The following is a 13,323-nucleotide window of genomic DNA, read 5'->3' on the forward strand; positions in this document are numbered from 1 at the left end:
TGCGAGGCGTGGTTTTAAAGCTCCGCGTGACGTTATCCTGACCCGTCCGCCGGCCGGGACCATCCCGGGGTCAGCCGGCGGCCTTGCCGAACCGGGTTTTGAGCATGGCGTACAGCGCCCGGATCGCCTGGGCCTCGGCGCCGACGGGATAGCCCGCCCGGCCCTTCGGGTTCCAGGCGAAGATGTCGAAGTGGACCCACGGTCCGGAGGGCGCGAAGCGCTTGAGGAACAGTCCGGCGGTCACCGAGCCCGCCTGGGCCCAGCCGTCCGGGTCGTTCTTGAGGTCGGCGACGTCGCCATCCAGCGCTTCGTCGTAGCCGGCCCAGAGCGGCAGCCGCCAAAGCGGATCGCTGACGGCGCGCGACGCCGTGGCGATCTCGGTGGCGAGCGCCTCGTCGTCGGTGAAGAACGGAATGACCTGCGGTCCGAGCGCGATCCGCGCGGCGCCGGTCAGGGTGGCCATGTCGATGGTCAGCGCCGGCTCCAGCTCCGCCGCCCGGGTCAGGGCGTCCGACAGGATCAGCCGGCCCTCGGCGTCGGTGTTGCCGACCTCGACAGTCAGGCCCTTGCGGGTGTCCAGCACATCGCCGGGCCGCATGGCGTCGCCGCTGATGGCGTTCTCGACCACCGGGACCAGAACGGCCAGTCGCACCGGCAGGCCGGCGGCCATGATCATCCGCGCCAGGGCCAGGACATGGGCGGCGCCGCCCATGTCCTTCTTCATGTTGCGCATGCCCGCGGACGGTTTGATGTCGAGGCCGCCGGTGTCGAACACCACGCCCTTGCCGACCAGGGCCACCAGCGGGTCGCCCGTCCGGCCCCAGCCCAGCTCGATCATCCGGGGCGCGCGTGCCGGATCGGCGGCGCGTCCGACGGCGTGCACGGCCGGATAGTTCTGCGCCAGCAGGTCGTCGCCCGTGATGACCGAGATGGCGGCGCCATGCCGCTCGGCGATCTCGCGCGTGATGGTCTCGATCTGTCGCGGCCCCATGTCATTGGCCGGGGTGTTGACCATGTCCTTCGCCAGGGCGCAGGCGTGGGCGGTCTCGCGCGCCTCGGCGAGGTTCGCGCCGGTCGGAGCCACCAGTCTTGCCTGGGCGTCGCGCTTCTTGCGGTAGCGGTCGAACCGGTAGCCGCCGAGCGCGAACGCGGTGGCGACCAGGGTGGGGTCCAGGCCGTCGGGCAGGTCCTCCAGATGGTAGTCGCCCGCCGACAGCCGGGATGACAGGCCGCGGAACAACATGGCTTCCGCCCTGGCCGGATCGCCGAGGCCGAAGAGCACCCGCACGGTCTTGCCGTCGTCGCCGGGCACGGCCAGCAGCTGGCCGGACTTGCCCTTGAACTCTGCCGTTGCGGCCAGGCCCTGCTCAAAGGACGACAGGCCGGCGAGGTCGCCTTCGGCGAGGATCGAAACGGGGATGGTCGGCCCGTCAGGGGCGGAGAGCAGGGCTTCGGTCATGGGCGCCGGATTATGCTTAACGATTCCTTGAGCCGAACGGGCGAGGCTGCGGGTCAGACCTCGTCAAAGGCTCGCCTCCCATGTGTCGCATGCCGGCCCTCGCCGCAACCATTCTGACCCTCGCCGCCACACCCGCCCTGGCCGCCGCCCCTGCGCCGGCGCCCACGGCGCCGTCCGCCACGGCGACAGGCGGCCCGGTGCTGCGGGCCAAGGCCGGCGCCACGCAACGCGCCGAGGCCAGGCGCATCGACCCGCTGGCCCGGGCGGCCTTCTGGGCCCGCGAGCTCGAGATCGACCCCCGCGATGTCGAGGCCGGTCTCGGTCTCGCCGTCTCGCTGCGCCAGCTCGGCCGCTTCCCGGAGGCCTATGACGCCGCCGGCCAGGTGCTGGTGATCCAGCCCGACAACCTCGAAGCCTTGCTCGAATCCGCCCGCGCCCAGATCGGCCGCGGCCAGGGCTTCTACGCCATTGAACCGGCGCGCCGCGCCCAGACCCTCGCGCCGCGGGATTGGCGACCGGTCGCCCTGCTGGCGGTCGCCTATGAACAGGCGGACCGTGATGGCGAGGCGCTGGCCGCTCATCGGCTGGCCCTGACCCTCGCTCCGAACGAGCCCGCGGTGCTGGCCAATCTGGCCATGTACCATGCCGGTCACGGCGATCTGGCCCAGGCGGAGCAGCTGCTGCGCCAGGCAGCTGCCCTTCCGCGCGCTGACGCACGGGTGCGCCAGAATCTGGCGCTGGTGGTCGGCTTGCAGGGGCGTCTCGCGGAAGCCGAACAGCTGGTCCGTCAGGATCTTCCGCCCGACCAGGCGGCCAACAACATCGCCTGGCTCAAGGCCGCCACCGCCAAGGCCCCGACGGGCGAGGGCCGGTCGTGGAGCGCGGTCACGCGCGGCGGGTCCTAGTCCACACGCGTTGTGGGGTGGACGGGCTCCGCCCCGCTCGCTATACGCCGCCGCGGTCGCTTCGCGCGGCCCACAATTGATCCCAAGTCCACGCGCCGAGGAGCCTGTCGAAGGGCGCGCTGGATCGTCCCGGCAGGCGGGAGGATCGTATCCATGGCCAATGTGACCGTTGTCGGCGCCCAGTGGGGCGACGAGGGCAAGGGCAAGATCGTCGACTGGCTGAGCAACCGCGCCGACGTGGTGGTGCGGTTCCAGGGCGGCCACAACGCCGGCCATACGCTTGTCGTCGACGGCAAGGTCTACAAGCTGGCGCTGCTGCCATCGGGCGTCGTCCAGGGCAAGCTGTCGGTGATCGGCAACGGCGTGGTCGTCGATCCCTGGCACCTGCTGGGCGAGATCGAGAAGATCGCCGAACAGGGCGTGGTGATCGGGCCGGACGTGCTGGTCCTGGCCGACAACGCCTGCCTGATCCTGCCGCTGCACAAGGATCTGGATCAGGCCCGTGAGGCCGCCTCCACGCAGAAGATCGGCACGACCGGCCGCGGTATCGGCCCGGCCTATGAAGACAAGGTCGGTCGCCGGGCGATCCGGGTCGCCGACCTCGCTGATCCCGAGGCGCTGGAAGCCAAGATCGACCGGCTGCTGTCGCACCACGGCGCGCTGCGCCGCGGCCTGGCTCTGCCGGAAGCGGATGGCAAGGCCCTGCTCGCCGACCTGCTTGAGCTGGCGCCGAAGATCCTGCCCTACGCCCAGCCGGCCTGGCGTCTGCTGGACCAGGCCCACAAGGCCGGCCGTCGCATCCTGTTCGAGGGCGCCCAGGGCGCCTTGCTGGACGTCGACCACGGCACCTACCCGTTCGTCACCTCGTCCAACACGGTCGCCGGCCAGGCCGCCGCCGGTTCGGGCATGGGCCCGCGCGGATCCGGCTACGTTCTGGGCATCGTCAAGGCCTACACCACGCGCGTCGGTGAGGGCCCGTTCGCCGCGGAACTGAATGACGAGGTTGGGAAGCATCTGGCGACCGTGGGCCGCGAAGTCGGCACCAATACCGGCCGGGGACGCCGGTGCGGCTGGTTCGACGCGGTGCTGGTGCGCCAGTCGGTGGCGATCAACGGCATCGCCGGCATCGCCCTGACCAAGCTGGACGTGCTGGACGGGCTGAAGACCCTGAAAATCTGTGTCGGCTACGACATCAACGGCAAGACCTACGACTACCTGCCCGCCGGGATGCGCGACCAGGCCGCCGCCGTGCCGATCTACGAGGAGATGGACGGCTGGAGTGAAAGCACCGCCGGCGCCCGCTCGTTCAAGGATCTCAACGCCAGCGCGATCAAATACGTGCGCCGGATCGAGGAGCTGATCGGCGCGCCCGTCGCCCTGCTCTCGACCAGTCCCGAGCGCGACGACACGATCCTGATGCGCGATCCGTTCGAGGGGTAAACCGTTAACTCTGTCCGGTAATCGAATGCTCAGCCCTGATCTCTAGCCTGTTCAGGCAAAGGGGAATCGGGTGCGGGCGAGACGCAGGGCAAAACTGGCGGCGACGACAGACCGCACAGCGCGCAGTCTGCGATCGCTTGAGCGGACGGCTTCGACCAGTCGCGTGCTGAACCTGCTTGCGATCGCTTCCCAGAATGTCGGCCGCCCCGACTGGGCCGAACGCCCGCTGTTCCGCAACCGCGTGCTCAACGCCTCGATGATTCTGAAGCATCGGCTGCGCCCCGATGAGACCTACGTCTTCGACGACTACCGGACCTCGGCGACCAAGATCATAATTCCGTTCGAGCGCAGCGATCTGGCGCTCGGCGGTCAGTCGTTCTTTGTCGGTCAGCGCGGCTGGATGGATCTGTTGCGCGAGGCGTGCGCCGACAGCCGCGCGCTGGATCATGACGTGACCGTTCTGCGGCTGCTGGACAGCCTGCCCTCGCTCGACCCGTTTCTGCTGCGGGAGCATCTGCGGCGGCATAACCATCACGTGGCGCCCTGCTATTTCGCCATCTCGACGGCCGACCTTGAAGCCATGCACGGATACGTCGCCATGCAGGTCGAAGGGCTGGTCAGCCTCGCCTACGCCCGGACGGGCAAGGGGACCTTCACGGCGCGGCTGGTGGAGGCGTTGCTGTCGACCGATATCGACGAACGCCTGGAGCCCCTCCGCGCGACCTTCATGCTGGAGGGGCAGGAGTTCAGCGAGGGCGTCTTCAGCTGGAAGGGCTTCCTCTACTACAAATGGATGCTGACCGTGCTGCAGCCGCAACTTGCGGCGGTGGCCAGGGAGATCGGCACGCTGACCATTTCCGGGCCCCGGGACCTGGAGACCGGGCAATATCTCGATGGGGCGCGAGAGCGGATCAAGCGCGCGATCCTGGCCCAGAGAAGCGAGATCGACCGGGCGCTGAGGGCCTATGACCGCGCCTTCGAAGGCCTGACCCAGAGAGGCGACCCCGCCGCCTTCCGGCGCTTCCTCCTCGACGCGCCACAACAGTTTCTGTCCCTTGGCGAGAAGGTCGGTCAGGTCTCGCACATCGCCAGTTTCTGGCGCTACCGGTTTCCGACAAGTCGCCTGGCGATGGTGATGGTCGACGAGGCGATCGACATCTTCCAGGATTTTGAGGCCGGCCTCGGGGAGCAACTGGCGATCTGATTTTCGTCAAGCCGTTCTTTACCGGTTTCCCGGACAAATGGTGATCCATTCAGGGACTCCGGAGCCAGCCTTGTTCACTGCCGAAGACAAGTTGCATCAACGGCTGGCCCCGCACCTTCAGCGGGTTCTTATCGTTGAGCCGCAGCCGGCAGCGGTGAAGTTGCTGGCGGATTTGCTCAGGTCCATCGCCGCGACCCAGATCGTCAGTGCGGCGACGGACCAGAAGGCGCTGCAGATGGCCGCCGTGGTCGACCCGCAGATCATCTTCATGGAGCACTCCGGCCCGTCGCTGGACGGCGCCCGGCTGGCCCGCGCGATCCGCCGCAGCGACTTCAGCTGCCGCAAGGCGCCGATCATCATGGTCACCGGCGAGGCGACGGCCCAGGCGATCCTCGGCGCGCGCGACGCGGGCGTGCATGAGTTCCTGCGCAAGCCCTTCACCATCAAGGACCTGCTGCGGCGGCTGGAAGCGGTGGCGTTGAAGCCGCGCGACTGGGTCGAGGCCGTGCAGTACGTCGGGCCCGACCGCCGCCGGTTCAACTCCGGCGATTATGCGGGCCCGCGCAAGCGCAAGTCGGACGCCCGCAAGACGCCGGACGAGGCGCGCCTGATCCAGGCCCTCAAGATCGTTCGCGCCGCAGCCGGCGCCCTGGACAGTGACTGGCCCCAGGCCCGTCGCGCTCTGCTCGCCCAGGCCGCGGACATCCAGAAGGTGGCCGTGTCGGTGAGCAATCCGACCATGATGGAAGCCGCCGCGGCGCTCAGCCGGCAACTCACCGACGAGACCGCGACGGATCGCCGGGCGCTGGACGGCGCCATCGGCAGCCTTCTGGTGTTCATGCCGCCCGAAGCGGCCGAGGCCGCCCGCGCGGCCTGATCAGGCCTCGACCATCTGCCGCTCAAGGGCGGCGGCGCGCATGGTCTTCTGCAGCTTCTCGAACGCCCGCACCTCGATCTGACGCACCCGCTCGCGGCTGACGCCGTACTCGGAGGCGAGTTCCTCGAGGGTGGTGGGATCGTCCTTCAGCCGGCGCTCGGTCAGGATGTGACGCTCGCGGTCCGACAGCTCGGCCATGGCTTCCTGCAGCAGGTCCATCCGCAGGCTGGTTTCCTCGGCCTCGGCGACCTGGGTCTCCTGGCTGACGGCGTTGTCGTCGGCCAGCCAGTCCTGCCACTCGCTTTCGCCGTCGGCGCGCATCGGCGCGTTCAGCGAGGCGTCGCCGCCGGACAAACGGCGGTTCATCGAGATGACCTCCTCGTCCAGCACGCCCAGCTTGGTCGCGATTGTCTTCACATGCTCGGGATGCAGATCGCCTTCCTCGAAGGCGCTGATCTCGGCCTTGGCCTTGCGCAGGTTGAAGAACAGCTTCTTCTGCGCTGCGGTGGTGCCCATCTTCACGAGCGACCAGCTGCGCAGGATGTATTCCTGGATCGAGGCGCGGATCCACCACATGGCGTAGGTCGCCAGCCGGAAGCCCTTCTCGGGCTCGAACTTCTTGACCGCCTGCATGAGGCCGACGTTGCCTTCGGAGATCACTTCGCCGATCGGCAGGCCGTAGCCGCGATAGCCCATGGCGATCTTGGCCACCAGGCGCAGGTGGCTGGTGACGAGGCGGTGCGCGGCTTCAGGGTCCTGGTGTTCCTTCCAGGCCTTGCCCAGCATGAACTCCTCGTCCTTGGCCAGCATGGGGAACTTGCGGATTTCGGTCAGGTAGCGTGACAGACCGCCATCGGGCGTCATCACGGCGAGAGACGTTGCGGCCATAGGTACATCCCCTTTCAAACTCGGGTGCGTGGCCGACAATGCGTGGTCCCGCGCCCCCCTAACTTCCGAGATAGGAAGCCGTTCCGGCCGTTTGAAGGCCAGTGAGGAATTTGTAATCCCTGACTGTGGCGCTCGGATATCGAGATTGTGTCAGTGGGTTGTCAGAAAAAATCTACCCGGCGCGGGGGTTCGCGCGCGCGCCGATGCTGTTCCAGACGATCGCCAGCGTCACGCCGCCGAGAAGGCCCAGCGCAAAGGTCACGCCGACCAGGGTCGCCGCCGTGACCAGATCAAAGGCGGCGACGTGGTAGGGCGGATCGATGAAGTGCAGCCGGAAAATGAAATCCAGGAAGGGCTGCCCCCAGCCTGCGGCCACCAGCCCGGCCCAAGCGGCGTGAAGCCCGCCTGTCAGGACGCCCAAAGCCAAGCCTGTTCTGGGAATGCTTACGGTGGTCATGACGAACCCTCCTGTTGAAGCAACGGCAGGTTACCGCCAAATCCGGTCAGGGGATTTGATCAATGTCAGGCTCCGGCTTCAGTGGAAATCGACATGCAGGTGGTCGTCATGGCGCGCCGCCTGGCATCCGGCGAAGCGCACTTTTGACAGCGTTCCAAGACCCAGCCGGGTCTTGAGGTGCGGCTCGACGAACACCCGCCGGACCCGCGAGTCGGCGACGAGAAGCCGGATCAGGGCCGCTGACCGCTCCTCATCGAGTCGCCAGGGACGATCCGCGCGCGGGTCTGGCGCGTCGATTTTTCGGGCGCGTTTCGTGGCGCCCGTGCAACGCCTGTCGCCTGATTTCAGCGGCGGTTCGTAGGCGCCATAGCCCGAACGGGTCGGCGCGCGCTCCAGCGGCCGGCCCCTGCGGTCGACATAGAACAGCGCCAGATCCAGCTGACGCCCGTCTCCATGCGACAGATGCGGCGGCATCGGCCGCGTCCCGGCGGGCCAGGACCCCTCCATGTAGCGGATGACCGTTCCCGGGTAGCGCGCCTGCAGCGCGGTCGCCGCCGCGAGCAGCGCCGCGCGCGGCCCCGCGCGGACATAGTGGCGCCGGGCCAGGCAGTAGCCCCGCGTATGCGGCCTCAGCGGTCCGGTTTCGGCGCAGGGCAACGGGACGAGGCCCGGCGAGACGGCGGCTGGCGTTACCAGCGATTTCGGCTTCGCCGGCGGCGGCGGGACGCAAGCAGCGAGCAAAAGCGAGATCAGGATCAGAACCCTTCTCCCCTCGCGGGAGAAGGTGTCGGCGTAGCCGACGGATGAGGGGGGCCGCCAGACTACTGAGCGGGCGACCCGTCGTTTCGAAGCGGCTCGGACCATCGACCCCTCATCCGACCCGCTCCGCGGGCCACCTTCTCCCGCAAGGGGAGAAGGGAGGGCGGCGAGTCCTCGAAAGTCTCGCCTCGTCCCGACAATATATGTCGCGGGAGTTTCGCAGGGTCGGTGCAGATTCAAATTCCCTCTCCCTCAGGGAGAAGGAATCCGCGCCAGTCGCTCTTCCAGCCGCCGCATATCCTCCGGCAAGGGCGTCTCGAACCGCAGCAGCTCGCCCGTGACCGGATGCACGAACCCCAGCACCGCCGCATGCAGCGCCTGGCGCTCGAGGCCGGCGGCGGCCATGGCGTCGCGGACGACGGGGGCGGGCGGTCCGGAGCCATAGGTCGGATCGCCGAGACAGGGTGCGCCCTTGCTGGCCATGTGGACGCGGATCTGGTGCGTGCGCCCCGTCTCCAGGCGGCAGGAGACGCGCGCGGCCACCGGTTTCGCCTGCGGTCCGTAGGCCTGCTCCACGCGGTAGTGGGTCGTCGCCTCGCGGCCGCCGGTCTTGAGGATCGCCATCTTCTTGCGGTCGTGCTGGCTGCGACCGATCTGCGTCGTGATCGTGCCCTTCGACGGGCTCGGCGCGCCGCGCGTCAGCGCGATGTAGAGCCGGTCGATGTCGTGCGTCGCGAAGAGCGCAGAGAGCCCCTGGTGCGCCGCGTCGGTCTTGGCCGCGACCATCACCCCGCTGGTGTCCTTGTCCAGCCTGTGGACGATGCCGGGGCGCGCGACCCCGCCGATGCCCGACAGGCTCGTGCCGCAGTGATGGATCAGCGCGTTGACCAGGGTGCCGCCCGGCGTCCCGGGTCCGGGATGGGCGGCCATGCCGGCCGGCTTGTCGACGACGATCAGATACTCGTCCTCGAACAGCACGCTCAGCGGGATGGCCTCGCCGACCACCTCTGTCGACTCCGGCGGCGGGATCAACAGCCGGTAGAGGCCCGCCGCCGCCTTCGCCGAAGCGTCGGTCAGCACCGTTCCGTCGCGGCTTATCATGCCTGCCGCCATCAGGGCCTGAACCCGCCCGCGCGACAGTTCCGGCAGCCGGTCGGCCAGACTCTTGTCCAGCCTGGCGCCGGCGCCCTCAGGCGTGATCTCGATCACCCGCTCGCCGGGCTGGTCCGGCTCAAGGGCTTCCTCATCATCGGGCAGGCCGTCGACCGGGGTCACGCCTTGCCGGTCGCCTTCTCTTCGTGGCCCGTGATCGAGCCTTCCTTGAAGAGATACTCGCGCAGGTTCTTGTCGACCTCGGGGTCGCTGCGGCGCAGCCACTCCAGCGCCATGGCCGCGTGTTCCAGCTCCTCGGCGGCGTTGTGCAGGAGGATCTTCTTCAGCTCCTCGTCCTCACAGTCGTCCGCGCGCTGGCGATACCAGTCCACAGCCTCCAGCTCCTCGATCAGCGAGGTGATGGCGTAGTGCTGCAGCAGGGTCTTCTTGCCCAGCTTCTCGCGGGGAACGTGAAGGCCTTCACTCGACATGCGGAGCTCCGTTGGATCGGGGTTGAAGACTCCTAACGCGGACGGACCGGTTCCGCACCATCGGAGCGCGAATTCTCCCTCTCTTCGACATGGTCCGGACAAGTCGGGCCGTGACGAACAGGCGCAGGCTTCAGCCCGTCAGGTGCCCGCCGGCGCTGGCGCCGCGGGACAGGGTCGTGGTCACCGGCGCCAGCAGGAACAGATCGCCGCCGGCCCTGGCCGCCGCTGGCCCGACATCGCGGATCAGGTGGTTGTGGATCTCCGGCGGCACCGAGCCCTCGGGGGCCAGCGGGTCCATGGCCAGCAGCTCCTCGCAGCGCCGGTCGTCCGCCTCGCGGTCGCCGGTCAGGTCGCCGATGCGCTCGAGGATGATCGGATAGGCCGACGGCGTGCGGGCGGCGTTGAGGGCGGCGGCCATGACGATTCCGTCCAGCAGCGAGGCCTTCTGCAGCGGCACGCCGTTGAAGGTCAGGAAGATCGGGGTCAGGCCGACCGTGTCGTAGAGGATGACGAACAGCTGGCCCTCGGCCGGCAGCATCCAGCCCTGGAACAGCAGGCCCGAGCCGCCCATCTGGAACCGCAGCAGGCCGTCGGCCTCGCGGCGGATCATGCCGTGGTCGTGGAAGAACCGGCCCTCCATCATCACCGACGGCCGGGTCGACTGCCAGAAGCCCTCATAGGCCGCGCCGCGGCGCGCCGTGGTCATCCGGGCCTGTTCCAGCAGCGGATCGAGAAGGTCCAGGCCGCGCGGCTCCACGACCCCGCCGCCGAGCGACTCGCCGCCGAACAGGGCCATCAGGGCCTCGACCGGTCGATCCCAGTCGAGCATCGAGAAGCCGGGCTTTCGGCTGGTTATCAGGGTCGTCAGGGCAGCCAGGTTATGGTCGGACGGGCTGACCGCGCCGGTCGCCCAGCGCGCCACCACCGACTTGTCGACGCCCAGGTCAGCCGCCAGCCGTCCCCGGCTGAAGGACAGCGCCTTCATCACCAGATCGAGCTTGGCCGGAAAATTCGTCAGTCGCGCCATGGCCCCCAAGATTCCACGCCTGCATCAAAATGCAACTCCCGATGCATGAACGGTGCAAGGCTGTGCATGCCGTCGCGCAAGCCGACGCAATTCGAAGACCGTCGTTACGCCTGCCTGCATCGGCGAGCGGCGCCTATACCCGAAGCACAGGAAACGAGGCTCCCGACAGAGGAGCCCGACCCTCGGGAAACGCCAGATGAAACTCGCCCCTCTCGCCATTGCGCTGATCGCCGCCGCCGGCGCCGTCGTGCTGCTTGCGACCGCCCCGACCCGGACGGTCGCTTCGGTTCAGGTCGCCGCCGTGCAGGGCCCCGCCGCGCCGTAGCGCGCTGATCCCCCTGGATTTGTCACGCCGACGCCCCCCGACAAAGGTTCGACGTGACGATGGCGGGCCGCCTTCCCCCGAGGGCGACCCGCCTCCCTCCGCCCCGGCCGGTGAGCCTCACCGGCCGGGGTTTCTTTTTCCCGCCCGCTGGACAGGCGTCATCCCGCCGTTGTGAAGTCCCGGCACAACGAAAAAAGAGGGGGGAATCGGCGATGGCGATGAACAGACGCGGCCTGCTGGCGCTTTTGGGCGCTGGTGCGGGGGCCGCGGCGGCGACGCCGGCGGCGGCCAGCTATGTTGACGTCGCCTACCAGCACGGAGTCGCAAGCGGCGATCCCCTGCAGGACCGGGTGGTCCTGTGGACGCGGGTCACGCCAATGGAGCCTGGACTGTCGGTTCTCGCCGGCCAGCTATTGATCGCCTCGGATGCCGCCTTCACCTCGGTCATAAAGACCATCCCCGTTGAAGCGAGGGCCGACCGCGACTGGACGATCAAGGCCGATGTGACCGGCCTCAAGGCCGGCACAGAGTATTTCTACCGGTTCCAGATCGATGCGACGCTTTCGCCCGTCGGCCGAACCCGCACCCTGCCGTCCGGTCCGACTACGGACCTGGTCCTCGCCGTCGCCTCCTGCTCCCTCTACCCGCGCGGCTACTTCAACGCCTATGGCGATATCGCCAGGCAGGAGCGGCTCGACGCGGTCATCCACCTGGGCGACTACATCTACGAGTACGGCGGTCCGGGCTCCTACGGCGACGACACCACCGTTTCCGCGACCCGGCCCCATGATCCGCCGCACGAGATCCTCTCGCTGGCCGACTACCGTCGCCGTCACGCCCAGTACAAGACCGATCCGCAGCTGCAGGCCGCCCACGCCCGGGCCCCGTGGATCGTGGTCTGGGACGACCACGAGACCGCCAACGACAGCTGGAAGGGCGGGGCCGAGAACCACAACCCTGATAAGGGCGACGGCGACTGGGCCGCGCGCAAGTCCGTGGCGCTGAAGGCCTATTACGAGTGGATGCCGATCCGCGAGCCGGCGGCCGGCCGCACCGCGGATATGGCCAACCGCGCGTTCCAGTTCGGCGATCTCGCCTCGCTGTTCATGGTCGAAACCCGGCTGACGGCGCGGACCGAGCCGCTCGACTACAGCAAGGATCTGCCGATCGTCGACGGCAAGCCGGATGCGGCGGCCTTCAAGGCCAAATGGCTCGATCCGTCGCGGCGTCTGCTGGGCCCCGAACAGCTGTCCTGGCTGGCGACCGAACTGGCCGGGTCAGTGGCGGCCGGGCGGACCTGGCAGATCATCGGCAACCAGATCGTCATGGGCCGCGTCTCGGCGCCTGATTTCCGGACGTCGCTGGGTGAAGCGAAGTGGGGCGAGATCGTCGCGGGTCTGCCCGAAGAGTACCGGGTTCCCGTCACGCAGCTCTCGGCCCTGGGATCGTTCGGCCTGCCCTACAATCTCGACGCTTGGGACGGCTATCCGATCGACCGCGAGCGGGTCCTGGGGGCGTTCAAGGCGACCGGCGCCCATCCGCTGGTGCTGGCCGGCGACAGCCACGCCTTCTGGGCCAACGAACTGCATGACGCCGGCGGCGCGCGGATCGCCGCCGAGTTCGGCACGACCGGCGTGACCAGCCCGGGGGCGGGCGATGTGATCCAGGGCGTGCCGCTGAACCAGGGCTTCGAGGACAAGAACCCGGAGGTGGTGTTCAACGACCACAGCGCAAAGGGCTACGTCCTGCTGACCCTGACGCGGGAGGCGGCGAAGGCCGAGTTCATCGCGGTGTCGACCATCCTGTCGACGGACTACACGGCGACGGTGATGCGGACCTACAGCGTCACGCCGGTCGCCGGCGGCGGGGTGAGCGGGTTGGTGGCGGGCTGAGCCGACCGCCCATCCCGACACACCCAAGCCCGACGATGACGGGTGGAGATGGGTGAGGGAGCCCTATCCCCGCTCTTCCAGCGCCCCGTCCTGCACGGCCACACGATAGAAACACGACCGGAAGCCCACGTGGCAGGCGCCGCCGTCTCCGCGTGGACGAACCTTTATGAGCACCGCGTCCTGATCGCAGTCGACGCGCAGTTCGACGACGTCCTGCAGCTGGCCGCTGGTCTCGCCCTTCTTCCAGAGGGCGTTCCGTGAGCGGCTGAAGTAGTGCGCCTGTCCGGTCTCGAGGGTCAGTTTGAGGGCTTCCGCATTCATCCAGGCCAGCATCAGCACCTCGCCGGTGTCGGCATGCTGGGCCACGGCGGCGACCAGGCCGGCGGCGTCGAAGCGCGGGGCCAGCACCGCGCCGCGCTCGAGGGCGGCGGTGTCCGGGGCGGTCGGGAAGAGGGGCTCGGTCATGGGCGCATATGGCCCGAGGTCGTCAGCGGCGCCAACCGGGGA

At 68.6% G+C, this 13,323-nt stretch carries 14 protein-coding genes; 6 read left to right on the plus strand and 8 right to left on the minus strand.

Annotated elements, in window-relative coordinates:
- Positions 1-70 precede the first annotated feature (70 nt).
- A complete protein-coding gene (locus AC3WJT_RS04200; protein WP_492341808.1) occupies positions 71-1,459 on the minus strand; it encodes a leucyl aminopeptidase family protein in 1,389 nt (462 codons plus the stop codon).
- A gap of 80 nt (positions 1,460-1,539) precedes the next feature.
- On the opposite strand from AC3WJT_RS04200, the gene AC3WJT_RS04205 reads away from it, so the two are divergent.
- The 4 genes from AC3WJT_RS04205 to AC3WJT_RS04220 all read left to right on the plus strand — a co-directional run bounded on the left by AC3WJT_RS04205 (position 1,540) and on the right by AC3WJT_RS04220 (position 5,885).
- Entirely contained in the window at positions 1,540-2,364 is an 825-nt protein-coding gene (locus tag AC3WJT_RS04205) for a tetratricopeptide repeat protein (RefSeq protein WP_492341809.1), read from the plus strand.
- A gap of 153 nt (positions 2,365-2,517) precedes the next feature.
- The gene (locus tag AC3WJT_RS04210) at positions 2,518-3,804 is read left to right on the plus strand and encodes an adenylosuccinate synthase (RefSeq protein ID WP_492341810.1); all 1,287 of its coding nucleotides are present in this window, start codon (positions 2,518-2,520) and stop codon (positions 3,802-3,804) included.
- Between the two features lie 163 nt (positions 3,805-3,967).
- Positions 3,968-5,008: a hypothetical protein gene (locus AC3WJT_RS04215; protein ID WP_492341811.1), complete on the plus strand. Its 1,041-nt coding sequence runs from the start codon at positions 3,968-3,970 to the stop codon at positions 5,006-5,008.
- A 70-nt stretch (positions 5,009-5,078) separates the two neighbouring features.
- The gene (locus AC3WJT_RS04220) at positions 5,079-5,885 is read left to right on the plus strand and encodes a response regulator (RefSeq protein WP_492341812.1); all 807 of its coding nucleotides are present in this window, start codon (positions 5,079-5,081) and stop codon (positions 5,883-5,885) included.
- On the opposite strand, the gene rpoH is transcribed toward AC3WJT_RS04220, so the two are convergent.
- From rpoH to AC3WJT_RS04250, 6 genes are all read right to left on the minus strand, one after another.
- A complete protein-coding gene (gene rpoH, locus AC3WJT_RS04225) occupies positions 5,886-6,773 on the minus strand; it encodes an RNA polymerase sigma factor RpoH (protein ID WP_492341813.1) in 888 nt (295 codons plus the stop codon).
- A gap of 172 nt (positions 6,774-6,945) precedes the next feature.
- Positions 6,946-7,230: a hypothetical protein gene (locus tag AC3WJT_RS04230; protein WP_492341814.1), complete on the minus strand. Its 285-nt coding sequence runs from the start codon at positions 7,228-7,230 to the stop codon at positions 6,946-6,948.
- 78 nt (positions 7,231-7,308) lie between these two features.
- Complete coding sequence (locus tag AC3WJT_RS04235; protein ID WP_492341815.1) at positions 7,309-7,887, minus strand: hypothetical protein; 579 nt, start codon at positions 7,885-7,887, stop codon at positions 7,309-7,311.
- A 354-nt stretch (positions 7,888-8,241) separates the two neighbouring features.
- The gene (locus AC3WJT_RS04240; protein WP_492341816.1) at positions 8,242-9,264 is read right to left on the minus strand and encodes an RluA family pseudouridine synthase; all 1,023 of its coding nucleotides are present in this window, start codon (positions 9,262-9,264) and stop codon (positions 8,242-8,244) included.
- Positions 9,261-9,572, minus strand: coding sequence for a ferritin family protein (locus AC3WJT_RS04245; RefSeq protein ID WP_492341817.1), 312 nt, complete (start codon positions 9,570-9,572; stop codon positions 9,261-9,263). Before AC3WJT_RS04245 ends, AC3WJT_RS04240 begins: the two co-directional genes overlap by 4 nt.
- A 130-nt stretch (positions 9,573-9,702) precedes the next feature.
- Positions 9,703-10,599: a hypothetical protein gene (locus AC3WJT_RS04250; RefSeq protein ID WP_492341818.1), complete on the minus strand. Its 897-nt coding sequence runs from the start codon at positions 10,597-10,599 to the stop codon at positions 9,703-9,705.
- Positions 10,600-10,795: 196 nt separating this feature from the next.
- Between AC3WJT_RS04250 and AC3WJT_RS04255 the strand changes: the two genes are divergently transcribed.
- The gene (locus AC3WJT_RS04255; protein WP_492341819.1) at positions 10,796-10,924 is read left to right on the plus strand and encodes a hypothetical protein; all 129 of its coding nucleotides are present in this window, start codon (positions 10,796-10,798) and stop codon (positions 10,922-10,924) included.
- Between the two features lie 212 nt (positions 10,925-11,136).
- The gene (locus tag AC3WJT_RS04260; RefSeq protein ID WP_492341820.1) at positions 11,137-12,816 is read left to right on the plus strand and encodes an alkaline phosphatase D family protein; all 1,680 of its coding nucleotides are present in this window, start codon (positions 11,137-11,139) and stop codon (positions 12,814-12,816) included.
- Between the two features lie 63 nt (positions 12,817-12,879).
- Here AC3WJT_RS04260 and hisI read toward each other — a convergent pair whose 3' ends face one another.
- Positions 12,880-13,281, minus strand: coding sequence for a phosphoribosyl-AMP cyclohydrolase (hisI, locus tag AC3WJT_RS04265; RefSeq protein ID WP_492341821.1), 402 nt, complete (start codon positions 13,279-13,281; stop codon positions 12,880-12,882).
- Positions 13,282-13,323: the final 42 nt, after the last annotated feature.

The organism is Caulobacter sp. FW305-C-30-S16 (genome assembly GCF_058783025.1).